Genomic DNA, 20,407 nt, shown 5'->3' with positions numbered 1-20,407 from the left:
CTACCGACCTTTGGTCCACGAAATAGGATCGAAGGGTTGTCCCTGATGCCTTAGTTCAAAGTATAAACCTGTATCAAGATTACCACTGCTGTTACCAGTTTCTGCAATGGTGTCACCCGCTTTCACGGAATCCCCTGATCTTTTCATTAATTTACCATTGTTGCCATAAACGCTCAAAAACTGGTCGCCATGGTCAATAATCACAATTTCGCCGAATCCTCGCAGCCATTCCGAAAACACCACGCGCCCCGTCGCAACCGCCCGAACCGCTTGCCCCGCCTCGGTGGCAATAAAAATCCCCTTCCAGGACGGGCCTTGCCCGTCTTTTGATCGCGTTTGCCCAAACTGGCCTGCCACCGTGCCTTGCACTGGCAGCACCAGCCGACCTTTCAGTTTTGCAAACTCACCCGTACTGGGCATGGGGGGAGGGGGGGAGTAATCCGGTTTGCTGGGGGCCTTCCCCGTTGATTTGGGTGAAGAGCCAGACTGAGCCTGTTGTTTTTGCTGCTGCGCGGCCAATGCCTGTTTGCGTTTTGCCTCTTCAATGGCGCGGGTCAATTCGGTGATTACATTGCTCAACCGTGCTTCATCACGTTGCAGGCGCTTGCGCTCAAGCTCCTGGTTTTTCAGCTTCGAGTTCAAGTCAGCGATCAACTGGTTGCGCTCCTCGCGCTGAGCCACCAATTCCCGCTGGCTCTTGTTTTGATCCGCAATTGTGCTTTCAAGTCGCTCCTGCTTTTTCTCAAGCCCCAATCGAATGGACTCGAGTTCACGAGCTTGCGCTGCTTGCTGCGCTGCCAGGTCGCGTTCAGCCGCAGAAATTCGCTCATACCAATAGCTTTCGCGCGCAGCTTCGCTGGCCGATTTGCCCGCTAACCAAGCCTGTGTCGGGTTTACTTCTACCCGACGATACTGGTTGCGCATCACTTCAGCCAGGCGTGCCTGGGTGCTTTCCAGGTCTTTTTGGAGCTGGGCTTCTTCCTGGCTCAACTTTCGGATGTCTGTTTCCAGCGCATCCCGATCCTGGTCAAGGGCTTTCAGGCGGGTCTGGGTTTTTTCAAGCCGTTGCTCAAGCAGGCCAAGCGCTTTGGCGGCCTGTTTTTTCTCACCGCTGGTTTCATTGATTTGTTTTTTCAATGCATCCAGTTTTCGGCGTACTTCGTCGCGTTCCTGCTTCACACCTGCCGGGTCGCGCACACTGCTTTGCGCCCAGGCGGGCTCGCTGGCATTCAGGGCAAGCATGGCCAGCACAAGGCCAAGCCCCCCACGGGTAGAACAAATCAACCTTGAATAGTTACGCACCTGTATTTACTTGGCCTTTCCCTGGTTTTTCACGGCAGCCATGGCCGCTTCAATTTCGGCCTGGTTGCCAAGGTAGTAACTGCGAATAGGCTTCAGGTTTTCGTCCAGCTCGTACACCAAGGGGCGTGCGGTTGGAATGTTCACCTGCAAGATGTCTTCCTCGCTCAGGTTGTCCAGGTACTTGATCAGCGCACGCAATGAATTGCCGTGCGCCGCAATCAATACCTTCTTGCCAGCTTTGATGGCTGGGGCAATGCCGTCTTTCCACAAAGGAATTACGCGGTCAACGGTGTCTTTCAGGCATTCGGTGAGTGGAATTTCCTCGGGTTTCAGCCTGGCATAGCGGGGGTCATTGCCGGCAAACCGGGGGTCATCCACTTTCAGAGGGTTGGGTGCAATGGCGTAGGCACGTCGCCAAATCAACACTTGTTCTTCACCAAACTTGGCAGCAGTTTCTGATTTGTTCAGGCCCTGCAAGTCGCCATAATGGCGCTCGTTCAGGCGCCAGGCGTGCACCACGGGCAGCCACATCTGGTCCATTTGGTCCAGGGCAATCCATAAAGTGCGAATGGCACGTTTCAAAACAGACGTGTAGGCCACGTCAAAGCTATAGCCCTCGGCTTTCAGCAGGTCGCCTGCCTTGCGGGCTTCCTCTCGGCCTTTGTCTGTCAGGTCCACATCGGCCCAACCGGTAAAGCGGTTTTCAAGGTTCCATTGGCTTTCGCCATGGCGCATCAATACGAGTTTGTACATGTTTGTGGCCTTTAAGTTGCTGTCTAATTAGGCAAACCTCCATTTTAGCCTCGATTCAAGGGGATATAATGACCAATCCATCAAGACCCACTCATTGCAGGATTTATGTCGCAGGAATTTCTGATTCAAAACAGTTGGCTTATCGCCTTGGCCTTTGGTTCTGGCCTCATGTTGATTTGGCCAATGTTGACCAAAGGTGGTGGCACTCGCGTCACCGTGCCCCAAGCCACACTTTTAATTAATCAAAAGAAGGCGGTCCTGGTTGATATTCGAGACGATGACTTCGTCAACAACTCGGGCGTTGTGCCCAACTCCAGGCGCATGGCCATCAAAGACCTGAAAGAAAAGGCGGGCACCCTGGCAAAAACCAAGGAAACTCCCTTGATCGTGTTGTGTCAAACCGGCGCACGTTCTGGCGCAGCCGCCACCGTGTTGAAAGCGGCTGGTTACACCGACGTGTTTGTTCTCGACGGTGGCCTGAATGCCTGGAAAGAAGCAGGCTTGCCGGTTAAAAAGGTTCAAGACGCCGCAGATGCTGCGCCCAAAACCAAAACACCCAAGGCCACCAAGCAGGTTGCCAAGTAAAAGCAAACCCAGTTGCAGCAAACTCAGTAGTCAAGGAATTCACATGAGCAATATTCAAGCCCCTGTTCGCATGTACACCAGCGCGGTGTGCCCTTTTTGCGTTCGTGCTGAACGCTTGTTGAACGAGCGCGGTGTGCAGAATATCGAGAAGATCCGGGTTGATCTTGACCCATCCCAGAAAGAAAAAATGATGGCCGAAACCGGCCGCCGAACTGTGCCGCAAATTTATATCGGCAGCACACATGTGGGCGGCTGTGATGACCTGTTCGACCTCGACCGTGCTGGTAAGCTTTTGCCATTGTTGGGGCAGCCCGGCTAATTTCATTCAAACCTTATTTATTCAATCCATAGGAGCCAGCAAATGGCCGAACAGAATTCAGAAGCAGTGTTTCAAATGCAACGCGTCTACATCAAAGACGCTTCTTTGGAACTGCCCAACGCACCGCAAATTTTCCTCGAGAAAAACCCGCCCAAAATTGAAGTGGCTGTGGATGTGGGCGCACAACGCTTGGCCGAAAACATTTTCGAGTCTGAAGTGACAGTAACGGTGACCGCCAAAATCGACGAGAAAGTGGCTTTTCTGGTGGAGTGCAAGCAGGCCGGTATTTTCGAAATTTCAAATGTGCCTGAAGAGCAGTTCGATCCTCTGTTGGGCATTTTGTGTCCCAACATGATCTACCCCTACTTGCGCGCCAATGTAGCCGACCTCATTACCCGCACCGGCTTTCCACCTGTGCATTTGTCCGACATCAACTTCGAACAGTTTTACCAGCAGCGTTTGGCAGCAGCCCAAGAGCAGGCCGCCAAGCAAAACGGTTCCGGCATCATTACCACAGCGTAATTGGCGGCGCGCATGAACATCGCCGTGTTCGGTGCAGGGGCGTGGGGCACCGCAGTGGCTGCCCACATGTCCTATGTGCATGATGTGGTGTTGTGGGGGCGCGATACTGCTGTGCTGCAATCCATTGCCAGCCAGCGCGAAAACCCGCGTTACCTCGCGGGTATCAAGCTTTCTCCCACACTGAAAGTACAGGCTGATTTTTCGGCCGCAGCCCGGCACGCGCTTGGCCAACCCGACGCACTTTGGGTGCTGGGCACGCCCATGGGCGCGTTGCGCCAAACACTGTTGCAATTGCTTGAAATTGCGCCCATGGAGCAATGGCCTGCGCTGGTGTGGTTGTGCAAGGGCTTTGAAGTGGGCACTGGCCAAATGCCGCATCAAGTGGTTGAGGAGGTGTTGGGCAGGCACTATGGCGGTGCGCTCACCGGCCCTTCATTTGCAGCCGAAGTGGCGCGTGGCTTGCCCTGCGCACTCACTGCTGCCAGCGCGGACGAGCCCACCCGCCAAGCCATGGTGCGTGCTGCTCACCATGCTGCCTTGCGTGTTTACGAGCTTGACGACCTGGTGGGCGCTGAAGTGGGTGGCGCGGTTAAAAACATCATGGCGGTGGCTACTGGCATTTGCGATGGCATGCAATTGGGCCTGAATGCCCGTGCAGCGCTGATCACCCGCGGCATGGCCGAAATCAAGCGCTTGGCCGTGGCCTTGGGTGCCCAGGCGGAAACCCTGAATGGGCTTTCCGGTTTTGGTGACCTTATACTCACCTGCACTGGCGATTTGTCGCGAAACCGGCGCGTGGGCTTGATGTTGGCACAGGGCAAGTCACTTGACACCATTCTCAAAGAATTGGGTCAGGTCGCTGAAGGTGTGAAATGTGCGCCGGTGGTCAAGCAGCTTGCCGCGGAATTGGGGGTTGATATGCCGATTACGGCAGCGGTGAATTCTGTGCTATTCGAGGGTTTGAGCCCCGGAGAAGGCGTGATGCGCCTGCTGTCGCGCGAAGCCAGGTCTGAAGACGCTGAGTAATCGGACTGGTTCCTGGCCAACTCGGCATGGGTTGCTTGTTCCGCACAGAAAACCGCTTGATCCCTTGTTGAATGGATTCTTGCTCACCTCGCTCGGCAAAAGGGCGGGCCGAGTCTCGGTGTCGGCATGAAGCCGAGCGCTGCGAATCAACTCAAACGGGGCGGTTTTCTTGAAGTGCGCCCCAAGCAATCCCACTGCCGAGTTGGCTTAAACCGGCACCGGCCGAATCTCCACCTCCAAGCGACTCACGGCTGTGTTCTGCGCCCATTCGGCGGCGGTGTTTCGATCGTCTCGCCTTCAAGAAAACCTGCCCTTGCGTGCCGAGCAGGGCCGGTGTCGCCCAATATGGGCGACAGAGAACGGACCCGACCCGAAGTTTAGGAGGGTCGTTCTCAGGCATCGCAAGGCTCAGCAAGGGATCAACAGGTTTTCTGGCGAGAGATCGGAACCCAAGCCGATCGGGCAGTTAACGCGCCGCGAGAGATCGGAGCCCAAGCAAACTGGTGCCCTGCAAGTATAACCCCTAGCTTCCGCCTTCAAACCCCAGCTGCCGCCAAGCCTCATACACCATCACCGCCACTGAGTTGGACAGGTTCAGCGACCGGCTCTCAGGGCGCATCGGCAGGCGCAACCAGTTCTCACGGGCAAACCAGTTGCGCACGTCCTCAGAAAGCCCCCGGGTTTCGCTGCCAAACATCAGGTAATCACCCGCTTGGAATTTCACATCGAAAGGTGAATGTTTCCCCTTGGTGGTCATCGCAAAACAGCGTTGCGGGTCGGGTAGGCAACGGTCGAGAAATGCTTGCCAGCTTGGGTGAACCAGCATGTTGGCGTACTCATGGTAGTCAAGTCCGGCGCGTCGCATACGGGCATCTTCCAGTGGAAAACCCAAAGGCTCAACCAAGTGCAACTGCACGCCAGTGTTGGCACACAAGCGAATCACATTGCCCGTGTTGGGCGGAATTTCCGGTTCAACCAATACCACATGAATCATTCTGGGGTCCTGCACACTGCCATGGTTACAATTGATTCAGCGCCTGCTTTGCGAAGCGCAGCAGCGCAGCTTTGAATGGTGGCCCCGGTGGTAATCACATCGTCAACCAGGCCGATCCGAATGTTGCCAGGGATGCGACGCGTGGCCCTGAAAGCCCCATGCAAATTCTGCAGTCGATCTTCTCGGCCCAGGGTCGCCTGCGCACCAAGTTCCTGGGTTTTGATCAGCCAATCAGTCGTCACTGGCCTATTAATGTGCCGTCCCAGATGCCGGGCAATCAAAGCGGCTTGATTATAGCCGCGCTGCCTTAATTTGTCCGGGCTCACGGGCACAGGCACCAATACATCGGGCAGGTCCATGCCCAATTTCAGTACCCTTGTTCCCAGCCAGTGGCCTAAAAACCGGGCCATGCCATGGTTATTGCCGTATTTCAACAAAGCAATCCATTGATCAACCGGAGCAAGGTAATCACTGCACACCACGCATTCCAAAGGCGCTTGTGCGCCATGCTCAACCATGGGTTTGCAATGCCTGCAATGCGTCCATCCAAACGCTTGGAGGCGCGGACCAAGTGCAAGTGCGCAGCGCTTACAGCGCACAGCCTCGCGGTGGTGAATCAGGGGCTCGCAGTGGCTGCACACAAAGCGCCTAAAACCGGAAGTACTGTTTTGCATCGGCATTTGGCAGGCCACGCAGCGCCCCGGCACCATGGCGTCGCCCATACACTGGCAAGTTCTATAGAATAGACTGCACCACCTTTTTGCTGAAACAGCTAGCCCCACAATGTCCTCGCAGTTCTGGAAAATTCCCCGATCAAACACCGCCTTGGCGCAACAATGGTCCCGGCGCGTAGCAAAACCATTGCCGTTCATACTCGAAGAGGTAAACCAACGCATGGTGAATCGCGCGCAAATTATGCGCCCGGTCGAGGGAGGGGTGGTGCATCAAGGCTGGTTACACCCTGCGGCCTTGCCCAACGTAAAAAACCTGTTTGTTGGGTGTGAATTTGCTGTGTTTGCGCCCAAGGCAATCCACTTGCCGGTAGAGCAGCTTGAGCAGGCCGCCGCTTCTTTTTTGGCCAAGCTTTGGCCCGGCCGGGCGGCACCCAAGCCCGCTTCGACCATCGCACTGCCAACCAACAGTCTTTTGCCTTTGCCCAGCGAAAGCCAGGCCATGGTCTGGTCGCCCTTGTGGTTGCATGCAGTGGCCGACCCAGGTCAATGCATGGCCGAATGGCTGCGGGTATTAAAACCTGAAGGCGGAGTGTTTTTCAGCTGTTTTGGTCCCGATACAGCCCGTGAATTGCAAAGTTTTGCGCAGGCCATGGGCGAATCTTTTCCCGATTTTGCAGACATGCACGACCTTGGCGACCTGATGAGCAAGCAGGGTTTTTCTGACCCGGTCATGGAAATGGAAAAGCTGACCTTGACCTACAGCTCGCCAGCCAAGTTGCTTGAGGATTGGCGCGCCCTGTGCGGTAATCACCTGGAAACGCGCAAGCAGGGTTTGCGAACGTCACGTCAGTTTTCTGAAGCCATTCTTTGTCTTGAGCGGCTGCGCGATCCGGAAACAGGGCGCATTCCTCTCACCTTGGAGCTGGTCTATGGGCACGCCTGGAAGGTCAAAAGAAAAACCAAAACCGACGTGGCCACCGTAAAAATTTCAGACATCAAGGGGCGCAAAGGCTCGAAATAGCGTGCTGCTGCGCAGCATTTTCAAATGTAGCGCATTGTTTTTAACTTATTTCGGGGAAATCAGGCGCGGATTGCACCTGTCTTATTGCTTGCTTTAGAGCCTTGAGCCTATAATTCGAAGGTTTTGATGCACTCTTTTGGGTGTGCATTGGGTCTGAATGACTGCTCTCTAAGAGGTAAATGGGCATGATTCCAGAAAATTCAAGTTCAGCTACTGCACCAAGTGGCACACCTTGCACCAGCGGCGGCGGGCAACATTACACGCCGCAGGGCAATAGGTGGGTGTTCCGGCGCAATTGTTCGCTTAGTCCAAAGCAGCTTTTGCAGTGGTATTTAAGCTTGTGTGCAATCACCCTGGTGATTGCAACCGGTTTTTTGCTGGCAGGTTTCTGGATTGTGTTGCCGTTCGCTGGAATCGAGTTGTTGTTGGTGGGAACGGCGTTTGTAATTTACGCGAGGCATGCGGCCGATTACGAAATGATCGAACTGCAGCCCAACCAGCTTATTCTGGTTATGGCAGACGGCACCAAACTAACCCAGCTTGAATGGTCACCCCAATGGGCCAAATTAAGTTACAACGGAAAGTACAAAGCGCCTTTGTTGTTCAGTCACAGGGGCCAACAAGTAAAAATGGGCAAATTTATTGCCGAAAAAGACAAGTCAGCGCTGCACCGGGAATTAAAGGCAGCACTGGCAAGGGCAGCATGTGCGGTATAGGCATGCGGCTTCCACCAGTTTGATATTTTTTTTGAGATTGAGGATCGCCATGTTGAAGTCGTCCTTGGGTATTCGCAAAGCTGTTGCTTCGGCCGCTGCAATTGCGATGACATCCTTCGGAGGTGCAGCGTTTGCCGAGAATGTTTCTGGGCAACCTTTGCAGTACAACCTCGCTGAACCGGTTACCGAAATCGCGCGTCAAATCTATGATTTGCACACGTTGATGTTGGTGATCTGTCTGGTCATTTTCGTTGCCGTGTTTGGCGTGATGTTTTACTCAATCTACGCACACCGCAAGTCAAAGGGTGCCAAGTCAGCCTCTTTCCATGAAAGTGTGAAAGTTGAAATCGCATGGACCATTGTTCCGTTCCTGATCGTGATCGGCATGGCCTTGCCCGCAACCAAAACAGTGGTTGCGATGAAAGACACCTCCAACGCCGACCTCACCATCAAAGCCACTGGTTATCAATGGAAGTGGGGCTATGAATACTTGGCCGGTGAAGGTGAAGGCATTGCTTTCCTGTCCACGCTCACTACACCACGCGACCAAATTGACGACCACCAAGGTCAGGCTGTGGCACGCGGTGAAAACTACCTGATGGAAGTGGACAACCACGTTGTGGTGCCCGTGAACAAGAAAGTTCGCGTGGTAACCACTGCCAACGACGTAATCCACGCCTGGATGATTCCCGCCTTCGGCGTGAAGCAGGACGCGATTCCCGGTTTCGTGCGCGACACCTGGTTCAAAGCCGAGAAAGAAGGCATTTACCGTGGCCAGTGTGCTGAGTTGTGCGGCAAAGACCATGCTTACATGCCCATCGTGGTTGAAGTGATGTCCGAAGAAAATTACTCCAAGTGGGTTCAGGCCAAGCTTGACGAAATGAAAGCCAAGCAAGACGACCCCACCAAAGAATGGACCAAGGAAGACATGGTTGCCCGTGGCGAGCAGGTGTACAACGCCAACTGTGCGGCTTGTCACCAGGCTTCTGGTGAAGGCATCCCGGGCGCATTCCCCTCACTGGTGGCTGCACCTTCGGTGGTGGGTCCACAGGCTGATCAAATTGCAATTTTGCTCAATGGCAAGGGTGCTGGCATGCCAGCCTGGAAACAGTTGAGCGATGTTGAAATTGCTTCAGTGATCACTTACACACGAAACGCTTGGGCCAACGCTGGCACAGGCACCGACCCGGTTGTTCAGCCAAGTGCTGTTACGGCTGCACGTTAATATTGCTTAGGAGATTTACATGAGCACTACCGCGGCAGATTTAACCCACGGCCATGGTCACGACCATGACCACGCGCACGACCATCCGCATGGTTGGCGCCGTTGGTTGTACGCAACCAACCACAAAGACATCGGTACCATGTACCTGATTTTCTCGTTCATCATGCTGCTGGAAGGCGGTGTGTTGGCGCTAATGCTGCGTGCAGAACTGTTTGCACCTGGCCTGCAACTGGTTCAGCCCGAGTTTTTTAACCAGCTCACCACCATGCACGGTTTGATCATGGTGTTTGGTGCGGTAATGCCTGCATTCGTGGGCTTCGCGAACTGGATGATTCCGCTGCAAATCGGCTGTTCTGACATGGCTTTTGCCCGCATGAACAACTTCAGCTTCTGGTTGATGGTTCCTGCAGCGATCATCCTGACTGCATCGTTCTTCATGCCCGGCGGCGCAACTGCTGCTGGCTGGACTCTGTATGCACCGCTGTCTGTGCAAATGGGCCCCGGCATGGATGCAGCCATTTTCGCGATGCACATTCTGGGTGCCTCATCGATCATGGGTTCCATCAACATCATTACCACCATCCTGAACATGCGCGCTCCCGGCATGACCTTGATGAAAATGCCGATGTTCGCCTGGACCTGGTTGATCACTGCCTACCTGTTGATCGCAGTGATGCCTGTGTTGGCCGGTGCCATCACCATGGTGTTGACTGACCGCCATTTCGGCACATCCTTCTTCAATGCGGCCGGCGGCGGCGACCCCGTGATGTACCAGCACATTTTCTGGTTCTTCGGTCACCCCGAGGTGTACATCATGATCTTGCCGGCCTTCGGCATCATCAGCCACATTGTGCCCACCTTTGCACGCAAAACACTGTTCGGTTACAGCTCCATGGTGTACGCCACAGCGTCCATCGCGATTCTGTCCTTCATTGTTTGGGCGCACCACATGTTCACAACCGGCATGCCTGTAACCGGCCAGTTGTTCTTCATGTATGCAACCATGCTGATCGCGGTGCCCACTGGTGTGAAAGTGTTTAACTGGCTGGCCACCATGTGGAAAGGCTCCATGACATTCGAAACCCCCATGCTGTTTGCAGTGGGTTTCATTTTCGTGTTCACCATGGGCGGTTTCACCGGTCTTATCCTGGCTGTTGCTCCTGTTGACATTCAGCTGCAAGACACTTATTACGTGGTGGCTCACTTCCACTACGTGCTGGTGGCGGGTTCACTGTTTGCCTTGTTTGCAGGCACATACTACTGGTTGCCCAAGTGGTCTGGCCGCATGTACAGCGAAACATTGGGCAAGTGGCACTTCTGGTCTTCACTGATCAGCTTCAACGTCACTTTCTTCCCAATGCACTTCCTGGGTTTGGCCGGTATGCCACGTCGCTACGCCGACTACGCCACACAGTTCACTGACTTCCACGCCATTGCCACCATCGGTGCTTTCTGGTTTGGTTTGTCCCAGTTGATCTTCCTGTGGTGTGTACTGCGCGCATGGATGTTCCAGAAAGGCGAAGCAGCACCTGCCAAGCCATGGGAAGGTGCAGAAGGTCTGGAGTGGACTGTTCCATCACCAGCGCCATTCCATACTTTTGAAGATCCACCCACAGTGAAGTAATTCACCCACGGGTTTAACAATGGGGGTTTGGTATTCACCAACCCCCCGTTGCGTAAAGCGGCTTTGTGCAGGTGTTAGGCACACAAGGCTTTTTTACACAACGAATTGGTTCAGCAAGGAAGTAAGCGTGACCCCTGAGGAAAAAGAGAAAGCCAAACAAAACAAGCGCACTGGTTTGATTTTGCTGTCGGTGGCTGCCGTGTTTTTCATCGGCATTCTGATTCGCAAGGTGATGGAACCCAGCATCTTGAGTTTGGTGAACTAGGTTTTAATGAATTCGCAGTAGAGGTAAAGCAGCATGGCCAACGGAAATAGTCAGAAAACAAGCGGTTTGCACAAACAAATGGTTGTGCGCCTTGTGGTGATTGTTGTGGCCATGTTTGCCTTCGGTTACGCGCTGGTGCCTATTTACAAGGCCATTTGCGAAATCACCGGGATCAACGTGCTCACACCGCAAACCAAGAATGCGGAAGAAATCGTCAAGAACACCCAGGTGGACAAAAGCCGAAGCATTGAAGTGATTTTTGATGCCAATGAGCGGGGCAAGTTTCAGTTCAAGCCCGAGACCAATCGAATGATGGTTCACCCCGGCGAATTGGTTACCATGAATTATGTGGTGTACAACAACCTGAAGAACGACACTGCAGGCCAGGCCATACCCAGTTATTTGCCCAGCAAAGCGGCTGAGCACTTCACCAAGCTGGAATGTTTTTGCTTTAAGCAGCAACCATTCAAAGCGGGTGAAACCAAAGAGTTTCCGGTGGTGTTTGTGATCAACCCCAAGTTGCCACAAGACGTACATACCATCACATTGAGTTACACGTTTTTTGAAGTGGCCGGCGCAACAGCCATGGCAGCAGAATAATGTCGAAAGACATCAAAGAGGCCGCATCGCGTAAAGCGAGCACCGCCACTTTTCTGCAAACCCTGTCAGCTGTTTTGTGGTCGTTTTTCGGTGTCCGAAAGGGTAAAAACCACTCTGAAGACATGCAAAAGTTAAATCCGGTTCACGTCATTGTCGTGGGCCTCCTGGCAGCCGCGGGTTTTGTAATCGGGTTGCTGGTGTTGGTAAATTTTGTGGTGAGTTCCGCTTAAGCCGTACGGAATTTGCTGTTGCAGTATTGAAGCATCTAAATTAAAGAAATAGGAGAAACCACCATGCGTGCGAATGCACCATATTACTTTGTGCCCGGCTTGTCCCAGTGGCCTGTGCTTGGCGCAGTGGCCATGTTCTTTTTTGTACTGGGCATGTCCCAGTGGGTAAACGGCGCTGCATCGGGCCCTTACCTGTTTGCACTCAGCATGGCAATTCTAATTTATGTGCTCACAGGCTGGTTCAAGCATGTGGTGGGCGAATCTGAAAGTGGCCAGTACAGCGCCCGCGTGGATGTGTCTTTCCGCTGGTCAATGGGTTGGTTCATTTTCTCTGAAGTAATGTTCTTCGCAGCGTTTTTCGGTGCCTTGTTTTATGCCCGTCAAATTGCAATGCCGTGGCTTGGCGACATCGACAACAAAGCATTCCTGTGGCCCGACTTCACCGCCAACTGGCCCAACACTGGTCCGGCAGGCACTGTGGATGCGTTTCAAACCATGGGTCCATGGCCAATTCCAACCATCAACACCGCCTTGCTGCTTACTTCAGGCCTTACCCTGACTTGGGCGCACCATGCGCTGATCGCCAACAAGCGTTCACAGTTGATTTGGGGCCTGGCGCTAACCGTGTTGTTGGGCGCAATCTTCATGGGCTTCCAGGCTTATGAATACATTCACGCTTACCGCGATTTGAACCTGAAACTGACTTCTGGCATTTTCGGCTCCACCTTCTTCATGCTGACCGGTTTCCACGGCTTCCACGTGACCATTGGCGCTATCATGCTGTTCTTCATCATGATTCGCTGTATCAAGGGCCACTTCACGCCAGACAGCCACTTTGCATTTGAAGCTGCTGCTTGGTACTGGCACTTCGTGGACGTGGTGTGGTTGGGCTTGTACGTGGTGGTTTACTGGCTGTAACACGGGCTTTTCCCGGCAGGCTGTAAAACACACAATGAAAAAAGCCACTGGAAAACTCCGGTGGCTTTTTTTTGGATATCGAGCTTACATTGAGCTTATCGAATGCCAGTTGACTCTATCCAGCCCATGTACCAGGCAAACAGAATCAGCAGGAAAAGCGCGATGGACAAACCGATGCGCATGGTTAATGCATTTACAGTTCGGCTGGACTTGCTTTTGTCTTTCATGAGAAAGAAAAAAGCCGAACCCAGACTTGCCAGAATGCCCAGGAACGCCAGGCCAATGATCAACTTCATGGTGAACACCTTTCAAAAACTAACCGTGTACAGTACACAAGTGGAAGTATGTCATGGTTAATGCAGTGAAAACACCTGGCAAAGTCAAGCTGCTCTTCACCTTGTTGATCGGGGCTGGACTGGTGTGGCTCACCTTCAGTTTGGGGCAATGGCAAACCGGGCGGGCGCAGGAAAAACAAACCCTGTTTGACGCGCAAGCGCGCGCATTGGCGGCCGAGCCTGTCTCTCCAGCCAGTGCCCGGCTGGACTTGGACAATTTGTCCTACCGGAAAATTGAATTGAGGGGTAGGTTCGAGGCCAAAGCCCTGATATATATAGACAATCGTCAAGTAAACGGAAGGCCGGCCGTTCAAGTGGTGCAGGGTTTTCGGCCAGAGGGTGCAAACTTTTTAATACCAGTTGATCGGGGCTTGTTGCTGCGAAACCCTGCCGAGCCACGGCTTGCGCCCAATATGCCAGCTGGGGCCATGCGGGACGGTGAAATGTTCAATTTACAGGGCACCATTTTGCCGCGCTTTGCCCAGTCTGCTGAATTGCGCGGCATTGCCTTGGGCGATGCCGAGAACATTGTGATGGCCCAAAGCAATGGCTTTGAGGTGTGGTCGAATTTTAGTGTGGATGAATTTGAAAAGCGTACTGGCGAGCCAGTGAGCAATTTTGTGGTAACCCAGCAGCCCGTGGCGCAAACCACTGGGCAACAGCCACAGGCGAGTATTGCAGGTGGTTTTTATCACCTGGCAGTGCCCCTGCAAGAACAAGTGGCCAAGCATCGGGGTTATGCCTTTCAGTGGTTTACCATGTCGGCGGTGTTGGTGTTGCTGACTCTGTTTTTTGTCTACCGAGAGTTTTTTCGAAGCGAGTTTTACAAAGGGAATAAAAGATGAACGCAGCCAGCGCACCCGCGAAGCTGAACAAAGGCCGAATCACCATTTTGCTGGTGTTCCTCACCTGTGCCTTGCCCATTGCGGCGGCTTTCTATTTGTATTTTTTCGACAAGCCCGAAGGCACCAACAATTACGGCACCATTCTTGATCCACAGGTCGATGTGTCGACCGATGTGTTCAAAAACATCAATGGTGATGACTTCACCATGCAGCAGGTGGCCGACAAGTGGGTGCTGATTCAGGTGATCAGCAGCAATTGCGACGAAGTGTGCCAAAACACCATGTACTTCCAGCGGCAGGCCCGTGCTTCAAAAGGCAAAGAGCAGGGCCGTATTGAACGTGTGGTGTTTGTTACCGATGACGGCCCCCTTAAAACCCTGCTGTTGCGCCAATTCCCCGATGTGCATTTTGTGCGCGCCAGCGAAGATCAGTTGAAAAGCTGGTTGCCACTGGAGCAAGGCATTGTGGGTAACAAAGGCAGTGCCGACATTGGCACTGTGCGCGACCACGTGTTTGTGGCCGACCCATTGGGCCACGTGATGATGCGTTTTCCGCCCAACAATACCCTTCAGTTCGACAAGTTTCGCAAAGACGTTAGCCGCCTGTTGTGGGCTTCAAACATCGGATAAAACGAGAGCAGCATGAGCAGTTACAAGCGTTTGGTCGCATTCACCACAGTACTTACATTCCTTTTGATTATGTTGGGCGCTTTTGTACGCCTGACAGACGCTGGTTTGGGTTGCCCGGACTGGCCGGGCTGTTATGGCAAGCTGACCCCCACGCATGCGGCCGAAGAAATTGCACAAGCTGTTGAAATTCAAGGTGGAACACACGGTCCGGTTTCAATGCCCAAAGCCTGGAAGGAAATGGCGCACCGGTATGTGGCCACTTTCCTGGGTTTCCTGATTATCGGCATTATGGTGATGGCCTGGAAAAAGCGGGCCGAGTTGAAACAGTCCCCCGCCTTGGCCACCTGGCTGTTTTTCGCTGTGTGTTTACAAGGTGCTTTTGGTGCCTGGACAGTTACCATGCTGCTCAAGCCGGCCATTGTGACTGGTCACCTGATCGGTGGCATGACCATTTTGGGCATGCTGACCTGGCTGTGGCTGCGGCAAACCAGCCCGGCCCGTACCGTGGCGCCGCCCCGCGATCTCAGCGGGTTGCGTGTGCTGGCGCGTGTGGGGTTTGTGGCCGTGGCGGCGCAAATTATTCTGGGTGGTTGGGTGAGCACCAACTATGCTGCGGTGGTGTGCACGGACTTTCCCACCTGTCAGGGCAGCTTCTGGCCGCACATGGAATTCAAGGATGCATTTCACATTGTTCGTCATTTGGGTGAAACACCAGAAGGTGAAATTTTGAATGTGGCATCGCTGACGGCCATTCATTTCATTCACCGCATTGGCGCTTTGGTGGTTACCGGCATTTTGGGCTTCCTCGCTTTTGCCCTGTGGCGCAACCCGGGCACCAAGCCCCTGGCCATTAAACTGGTGGCCGTGCTGGCTTTGCAAATTGCCATGGGCGTTGGCAACGTGGTGTTTCAATTGCCTTTGTGGTTGGCCGTGGCGCACAATGGGGGCGCAGCGCTGTTGTTGGTCACCCTGATCTTGGTAAACTATCGGGTTGCGGGCAATCGCCATCGAATTTCATAAGGCTCCACATGCCATCCGTTGAAAAAACAAAAGCCGTGAGTAGTTTTTCTCACGTGGCCAAACAGTACTGGACATTGACCAAGCCACGCGTGGTGGCCTTGATCGTATTCTGTGCGGTCATTGGCATGTTTTTGGCAACACCCAGTTTGCCCAATGCCCAGGTGTTGATTGCGGGTACTTTGGGTATTTGGCTGGTGGCAGGCGCTGCGGCTGCCTTCAATTGCCTGGTTGAGCAGCAAATTGACGCGAAAATGGCGCGCACGCGTGCGCGCCCACTGCCCCGCGGTGAACTGAATTCGCTTCAAACACTCGTATTTTCCAGCATGGTGGGCGGTGTTGGGGTGTGGATTCTTTATGTGTTCGTGAACCCGCTGACCATGTGGCTGACACTGGCCACCTTTGTGGGTTACGCCATTATTTACACCTTGCTGTTAAAGCCCAACACGCCACAAAACATTGTGATTGGTGGTGCCTCGGGTGCCATGCCACCGGTGCTGGGCTGGGCAGCGGTTACCAACAGTGTTTCGGCTGAAGCGCTGGTACTGTTCCTGATTATTTTTGTGTGGACGCCGCCGCACTTCTGGGCGCTGGCCCTGTACCGCACGCAAGAATACGCGCGCGCGGGCTTGCCCATGTTGCCTGTCACCCACGGCGCTGCATTCACGCAGTTCCATGTGTTTTTGTACACCATCATGCTAGCGGCTACCACGCTGATCCCTTTCGCCATGAAAATGAGCGGGCTGATTTACCTGCTCAGCGCTGTGGTGCTGAACGCCATATTCATTGGGTATGGCTACAAGATCTGGAAGAACTACAGCGATGCCTTGGCCAAAAAGGCATTCACCTATTCCATCGCCTACCTGGCGTTTTTGTTCGCGGCCTTGTTGGTCGATCACTATGTAACGGTGTAAGCAGTATGGGCAGTTTCAAACAGTTTCGTTGGGTAAAAACATGGCTGGCTTTCGGCGCGGTGGCTCTGTTGGCCGCCTGCAGTGCAGGCCCTGCCAGCTTTATCAACACAGACATCACGGGTTCTTCTTTGGTGGCCAACTTCAAGTTAAAAGACTTGTCGGGTACAGAGCGCACCATGGAAAGCTACAAAGGCAAAGTAGTGGCCATGTTTTTTGGCTACACCCATTGCCCCGATGTGTGCCCCATTACCATGCAGCAATGGAGCGAGGTGAAAGCCAAGCTGGGCGAGAAGGGCGACAACTTGCAGGTGCTGTTTGTGTCTGTTGACCCAGAGCGCGACACGCCCGAGTTGCTGAAAAAGTACGTGCCCCAGTTCAACCCTACCTTTGATGCACTTACCGCGGAATCTTCCGAAGAATTGAAGCCCCTGTTGGCTGGCTTGCGGGTGTACGCCGGCAAGGTGGAAGGCAGCAGGCCCGACAACTACCTGATGGACCATACCTCCGCAAGCTATGTGTTCGACCAGCAAGGTCGCGCCCGTTTGCTGGTTCGCCACAACGCAGATTCTGCACCCGTGGTCAGCGATGTTGAACAAATTCTCGACGGCAAGTAACTAGTCTTTTCTCGCAGTAATTACGCTGCAACTGAGCTGTTGCAGGTTCATGGCCATTTGAGCCGTGAATTCTGCAATGCTGCGCTTTTTGTGCCGCTGCGCCATGCTTGTCTGTTTCGAGCTCACCGTGTCGTTTTCAATGTTGAACACCACCTCCCATTCCAGCAACAGTGGTTCGCCTTCCGGGCCGTGATTGATTAGTACAATCACGGGTCTGCCTTCAAAGAGTTCGCTACGGATCAGGTTCAGTGTGGCTTGTGGCTTGTTGCCTGCGTACCAGTTGGCAACAAGCCCGGCCTTTTTCAGGCCCTTCAGCATGGTCGCGGGCGAGGTACCCATACTGCCACCAAGCAAGTCTGGGCATTCGGCCCAGCGCATGATTTCGTGAATGTAGGGGTCATTCAAGGGGTGGCCGTGCCGGTCTTTGGGCAGGTGGTTCCAGCCAATTTCATGGTGGTGCAAAATGGTACCCAGGGCGCAGGGGCCGCTTGCGCGTTGTACACCTTCAGGTGCTGTGAACGCGTAAAGGGTTGATAAATCGAATTTGGGGTTTGTGGTGAATTCGAGAGGTTTGCCAGTGCTGACAATTGATTTGGCCTCTGAAAAATCGAGTCCGAAGTTGGTGTTACCGCTCATAAAAAAAGGTCCTTTGCTGCCAAACTCAATTCACATCTTATTCAGTGAATGAGTGTATTCTCGTCACGCATAGTTCTATGCACAAAGCTAATTCCGTTGTGCAGAACAGAGCTTCGCTCGATCCGCAAAGGAATTGTCTCTTAAGTTACTAACGGGTCATATCCTATCGAGAGGACAGGCCAACCCTTCGAGTGTTCAAGTGGCAGGGTCTTAACTTGGCAAATCGGGGCTGTTGCTGCTTGCTTGCAAAGGTACGGCCAAACTGCCCACAGGGGAGGGCGCACCAAGGGTGGAGAGTAAACCGTCCAGTGCATCGGTCACCGGGGAAAGTACGGCGTCCAGGGGGCTGGCAGCAGGTTCTTCAGGTTCCGGGTTGGGATTCGGTTCAGGGGCGGGTGGCGGGTTGTTGTTGCCACCGGTGCCTGAGTCGTTGTTGCCCGATTCGGTGGTGCTGGTGGTTTCAGTGGTGTTTGTGTTGTCTTCGTTGTCGCTGTATATGGCTGCGGTGGCACCTAAAAACACCAGGCTTTCCAGCACCGGGTAGCCGGTCGACTCGCCATTGGCGTTGGTGGTGCCAAACAGTCCGAACAGGTCCGGGTTGTCCGAAGTGCCTGCGTTGTACTCGGAAGCCTGTTGGCCGTCGAAATACACTCCTTGGCCATACAGGTCGGTGGCGATCCACTGCGGTGCTTCGTCCATTTCAACCACTTCCAGGTTGAAGGTGGCGGCTGCACCATTCTCAATAATCAGCGCATCTTTCACGCCAGTGAACTCAATGACTGCCTTGCCGCCCGCATCGCTGAGAACACGGTCGCCCGGCAATAGAACCATGCCTGCTTGCGCGGGCAGGAAGAAACCATCCCGAATCAACTGCACACTGCCGTTGATTTTGGTGATTTTTGCCTGTTGTTCTATCGACGTGCTTACTGCGTTCATGCGTTATTCAGCGAAATTAAGCGTAATTGTAAGGACCGCCCACTTCCAGTGCTTTTTTGAAGCTGGGCATTGCGTGGATGCGTTTTACGTAAGCTGCAATTTTGGGCATGCTGTTGATGCTCTCGGCGCGACTCATGGCTGCTTCCAGTGGAAAACTCATCATGAAGTCAGCGCCGGTCATCTCGCTGCCGCAAAACCACTCATTCTTGGCCAGCACGCTTTCAATGTAAGCGAACTGCTTTTCAAGGTTGGGGTTGATGAAACTGGTTTTGACTTGCTTGGAAATGCCGCGTGCAATTGGCAGCACAATTGGCTTGAGCAAAGCGGGTACAGGGGCATTTTCAATTTTATTGAACACCAGGGTCATGACCAGTGGGGGCATGGCTGTGCCCTCGGCAAAGTGCATCCAGTAGGTGTAGTCCCGGTGTGCCTGGGTACCTGCAGCAGGGCGAAATTTGCCGCCAGCCTTGTCGATCAGGTATTCCACAATGGCACCGCTCTCGGCCACGGTAATGTCGCCATCCGTAATCACAGGCGATTTCCCCAGGGGGTGAATTTTCAGCAATTCGGGTGGGGCCAGGTAGGTTTTGGCGTCGCGCGCATAGCGGGTTACCTTGTAAGGCAGGCCAAGTTCTTCAAGCAGCCAGATAATGCGCTGCGAGCGCGAGTGTTCCAGGTGGTGTACTTCAATCATGGTCGTAAAAAAGGGCTTGTTGCCAAGCCCTTAGTGTAGGTTAGTTTTCACCCAAAATGATTACAGCCCTGTTTTAAACCTCGCCCTGTTCATATTTCAGCAAAGCGGTTTTCATTTTTTTCATGGCCTGGGTTTCAATTTGGCGAACCCGCTCGGCCGACACACCCAGCTCTGCGGCCAGGTCGTGCAGGGTTTTGGCGTTGTCACCGGCCAACCAGCGGCTGGAAATAATGCGCTGGCTGCGCTCGTCCAGGCTGGCCAAGGCCAGGTCCAGACCTTCGCTGTGCAGGCGCTCCATGTTGACACCTTCCAGCACCTCGGTGGGCTCGGCACCTTCGGCGGCCAAATAGCGCACGGGGTTGTAACTGTTTTCTTCGCTGTCCACGTCTACCACCGGGTCCAGGCTGAATTCATGGCCCGCCATGCGGCGTTCCATGTCGTACACATCTTCGGGGCGTACATTCAACTCACTGGCCACCTCGTTGATTTGATCAGGCGACAGGGTTTGGCCGTACTTCTTGAAGCTGTTCAGGTTGAAAAACAGCTTGCGGTGCGCTTTGGTGGTGATCATTTTCACCATGCGCCAGTTGCGGATAATGTATTCATGAATTTCTGCCTTGATCCAGTGCAGCGCAAAGCTGACCAGCCGCACGCCGCGCGTGGGGTCGAATCGCTTCACGGCTTTCATCAGACCAATATTGCCTTCCTGAATCAGGTCGGCGTGGGGCAAGCCATAGCCCAGATACTGGCGTGCCACTGCAACCACCAGTCGCAGGTGGCTGAGCACCAGGCGGCGGGCCGCTTCAAGATCGTTGTCGCGTTGCAGGCGTTCGCCAAGTTCAACTTCTTCCTCGGGCGACAGCATGGGAATTTGGTGTGTGGCTGAAATATAGGCATCTAGGTTGCCAAGCGGGCCACGGGCCACCAGTGCCCATGGGTCGCGCACAGCAAGGCTGCTGCCAGCGGCGCGTGGGTTAGCAAGGGTCAATGCGGTGGTCATGATTGCGGTGTTC

26 protein-coding genes are annotated in these 20,407 nt (G+C 53.9%); 17 read left to right on the top strand and 9 right to left on the bottom strand.

The annotated features are described in order from the left end of the window. On the bottom strand, positions 1-1,242 hold the full coding sequence (locus tag HKT17_RS14455) for a murein hydrolase activator EnvC family protein (protein WP_171101554.1): 1,242 nt from the start codon (positions 1,240-1,242) through the stop codon (positions 1-3). Between the two features lie 66 nt (positions 1,243-1,308). Further along, complete coding sequence (gene gpmA / locus HKT17_RS14450; protein WP_105027541.1) at positions 1,309-2,055, bottom strand: 2,3-diphosphoglycerate-dependent phosphoglycerate mutase; 747 nt, start codon at positions 2,053-2,055, stop codon at positions 1,309-1,311. 105 nt (positions 2,056-2,160) lie between these two features. On the opposite strand from gpmA, the gene HKT17_RS14445 reads away from it, so the two are divergent. The 4 genes from HKT17_RS14445 to HKT17_RS14430 are packed head-to-tail and all read left to right on the top strand — an operon-like array spanning position 2,161 to position 4,507. Further along, positions 2,161-2,640, top strand: coding sequence for a rhodanese-like domain-containing protein (locus tag HKT17_RS14445; RefSeq protein ID WP_171101018.1), 480 nt, complete (start codon positions 2,161-2,163; stop codon positions 2,638-2,640). Between the two features lie 43 nt (positions 2,641-2,683). Next, positions 2,684-2,959, top strand: coding sequence for a glutaredoxin 3 (grxC, locus tag HKT17_RS14440; protein ID WP_171101016.1), 276 nt, complete (start codon positions 2,684-2,686; stop codon positions 2,957-2,959). Positions 2,960-3,001: 42 nt separating this feature from the next. Then, positions 3,002-3,481, top strand: a complete 480-nt coding sequence (gene secB, locus HKT17_RS14435; RefSeq protein WP_008247524.1) for a protein-export chaperone SecB — start codon at positions 3,002-3,004, stop codon at positions 3,479-3,481. 12 nt (positions 3,482-3,493) lie between these two features. Beyond that, the gene (locus tag HKT17_RS14430; protein WP_171101014.1) at positions 3,494-4,507 is read left to right on the top strand and encodes an NAD(P)H-dependent glycerol-3-phosphate dehydrogenase; all 1,014 of its coding nucleotides are present in this window, start codon (positions 3,494-3,496) and stop codon (positions 4,505-4,507) included. Positions 4,508-5,030: 523 nt separating this feature from the next. Here the strand turns inward: HKT17_RS14430 and trmL are convergent. Then, positions 5,031-5,501 (bottom strand): tRNA (uridine(34)/cytosine(34)/5-carboxymethylaminomethyluridine(34)-2'-O)-methyltransferase TrmL, encoded by a 471-nt coding sequence (gene trmL / locus HKT17_RS14425; RefSeq protein WP_171101012.1) that lies wholly within the window; start codon positions 5,499-5,501, stop codon positions 5,031-5,033. Then, complete coding sequence (locus HKT17_RS14420) at positions 5,498-6,223, bottom strand: ComF family protein (protein ID WP_171101010.1); 726 nt, start codon at positions 6,221-6,223, stop codon at positions 5,498-5,500. Before HKT17_RS14420 ends, trmL begins: the two co-directional genes overlap by 4 nt. A 61-nt stretch (positions 6,224-6,284) precedes the next feature. Here HKT17_RS14420 and HKT17_RS14415 point away from each other — a divergent pair, with 61 nt between their 5' ends. The 8 genes from HKT17_RS14415 to HKT17_RS14380 all read left to right on the top strand — a co-directional run bounded on the left by HKT17_RS14415 (position 6,285) and on the right by HKT17_RS14380 (position 12,774). Next, on the top strand, positions 6,285-7,196 hold the full coding sequence (locus HKT17_RS14415) for a methyltransferase domain-containing protein (RefSeq protein WP_171101008.1): 912 nt from the start codon (positions 6,285-6,287) through the stop codon (positions 7,194-7,196). A 185-nt stretch (positions 7,197-7,381) separates the two neighbouring features. Further along, positions 7,382-7,912 carry a DUF2244 domain-containing protein gene (locus tag HKT17_RS14410; RefSeq protein WP_171101006.1) on the top strand — a complete coding sequence of 177 codons (531 nt, stop codon included), beginning with the start codon at positions 7,382-7,384 and terminating at the stop codon, positions 7,910-7,912. A gap of 106 nt (positions 7,913-8,018) precedes the next feature. Beyond that, positions 8,019-9,137: a cytochrome c oxidase subunit II gene (gene coxB / locus HKT17_RS14405; protein WP_240965976.1), complete on the top strand. Its 1,119-nt coding sequence runs from the start codon at positions 8,019-8,021 to the stop codon at positions 9,135-9,137. A gap of 19 nt (positions 9,138-9,156) precedes the next feature. Further along, positions 9,157-10,761: a cytochrome c oxidase subunit I gene (gene ctaD, locus HKT17_RS14400; protein ID WP_008247542.1), complete on the top strand. Its 1,605-nt coding sequence runs from the start codon at positions 9,157-9,159 to the stop codon at positions 10,759-10,761. 127 nt (positions 10,762-10,888) lie between these two features. Then, on the top strand, positions 10,889-11,026 hold the full coding sequence (locus HKT17_RS14395) for a cytochrome oxidase small assembly protein (protein ID WP_008247543.1): 138 nt from the start codon (positions 10,889-10,891) through the stop codon (positions 11,024-11,026). 33 nt (positions 11,027-11,059) lie between these two features. Next, complete coding sequence (locus HKT17_RS14390) at positions 11,060-11,626, top strand: cytochrome c oxidase assembly protein (protein ID WP_105027532.1); 567 nt, start codon at positions 11,060-11,062, stop codon at positions 11,624-11,626. Continuing rightward, on the top strand, positions 11,626-11,856 hold the full coding sequence (locus HKT17_RS14385) for a DUF2970 domain-containing protein (protein ID WP_105027531.1): 231 nt from the start codon (positions 11,626-11,628) through the stop codon (positions 11,854-11,856). Before HKT17_RS14390 ends, HKT17_RS14385 begins: the two co-directional genes overlap by 1 nt. Positions 11,857-11,919: 63 nt before the next feature. Next, positions 11,920-12,774 carry a cytochrome c oxidase subunit 3 gene (locus HKT17_RS14380; RefSeq protein ID WP_171101002.1) on the top strand — a complete coding sequence of 285 codons (855 nt, stop codon included), beginning with the start codon at positions 11,920-11,922 and terminating at the stop codon, positions 12,772-12,774. Between the two features lie 95 nt (positions 12,775-12,869). Here HKT17_RS14380 and HKT17_RS14375 read toward each other — a convergent pair whose 3' ends face one another. Continuing rightward, complete coding sequence (locus HKT17_RS14375) at positions 12,870-13,070, bottom strand: twin transmembrane helix small protein (RefSeq protein ID WP_008247552.1); 201 nt, start codon at positions 13,068-13,070, stop codon at positions 12,870-12,872. Positions 13,071-13,123: 53 nt separating this feature from the next. Between HKT17_RS14375 and HKT17_RS14370 the strand changes: the two genes are divergently transcribed. The 5 genes from HKT17_RS14370 to HKT17_RS14350 are packed head-to-tail and all read left to right on the top strand — an operon-like array spanning position 13,124 to position 17,128. Continuing rightward, positions 13,124-13,954, top strand: a complete 831-nt coding sequence (locus tag HKT17_RS14370) for an SURF1 family protein (protein ID WP_171101000.1) — start codon at positions 13,124-13,126, stop codon at positions 13,952-13,954. Continuing rightward, positions 13,951-14,583: an SCO family protein gene (locus tag HKT17_RS14365; RefSeq protein ID WP_171100997.1), complete on the top strand. Its 633-nt coding sequence runs from the start codon at positions 13,951-13,953 to the stop codon at positions 14,581-14,583. Before HKT17_RS14370 ends, HKT17_RS14365 begins: the two co-directional genes overlap by 4 nt. A 12-nt stretch (positions 14,584-14,595) precedes the next feature. Next, positions 14,596-15,603, top strand: a complete 1,008-nt coding sequence (locus tag HKT17_RS14360; protein ID WP_171100995.1) for a COX15/CtaA family protein — start codon at positions 14,596-14,598, stop codon at positions 15,601-15,603. 8 nt (positions 15,604-15,611) lie between these two features. Beyond that, on the top strand, positions 15,612-16,514 hold the full coding sequence (gene cyoE, locus HKT17_RS14355; protein WP_105027526.1) for a heme o synthase: 903 nt from the start codon (positions 15,612-15,614) through the stop codon (positions 16,512-16,514). A 5-nt stretch (positions 16,515-16,519) separates the two neighbouring features. Next, entirely contained in the window at positions 16,520-17,128 is a 609-nt protein-coding gene (locus HKT17_RS14350; protein WP_171100993.1) for an SCO family protein, read from the top strand. Here the strand turns inward: HKT17_RS14350 and HKT17_RS14345 are convergent, their stop codons facing one another. The 4 genes from HKT17_RS14345 to rpoH form a co-directional block, all read right to left on the bottom strand. Continuing rightward, a complete protein-coding gene (locus HKT17_RS14345) occupies positions 17,129-17,764 on the bottom strand; it encodes a hypothetical protein (RefSeq protein ID WP_171100991.1) in 636 nt (211 codons plus the stop codon). Between the two features lie 210 nt (positions 17,765-17,974). Beyond that, a complete protein-coding gene (locus tag HKT17_RS14340) occupies positions 17,975-18,700 on the bottom strand; it encodes a FecR family protein (protein ID WP_171100989.1) in 726 nt (241 codons plus the stop codon). 16 nt (positions 18,701-18,716) lie between these two features. Beyond that, positions 18,717-19,394, bottom strand: a complete 678-nt coding sequence (locus HKT17_RS14335) for a glutathione S-transferase (RefSeq protein WP_105027522.1) — start codon at positions 19,392-19,394, stop codon at positions 18,717-18,719. Between the two features lie 73 nt (positions 19,395-19,467). After that, positions 19,468-20,394, bottom strand: coding sequence for an RNA polymerase sigma factor RpoH (gene rpoH / locus HKT17_RS14330; RefSeq protein WP_105027521.1), 927 nt, complete (start codon positions 20,392-20,394; stop codon positions 19,468-19,470). Between the last annotated feature and the right edge of the window lie 13 nt (positions 20,395-20,407).

Source organism: Limnobacter sp. SAORIC-580 (assembly GCF_013004065.1).
Classification (GTDB): domain Bacteria; phylum Pseudomonadota; class Gammaproteobacteria; order Burkholderiales; family Burkholderiaceae_B; genus Limnobacter; species Limnobacter profundi.
The sequence above is the reverse complement of the archived record's forward strand: the minus strand, read 5'-3'. Positions and strand labels throughout refer to the sequence as shown.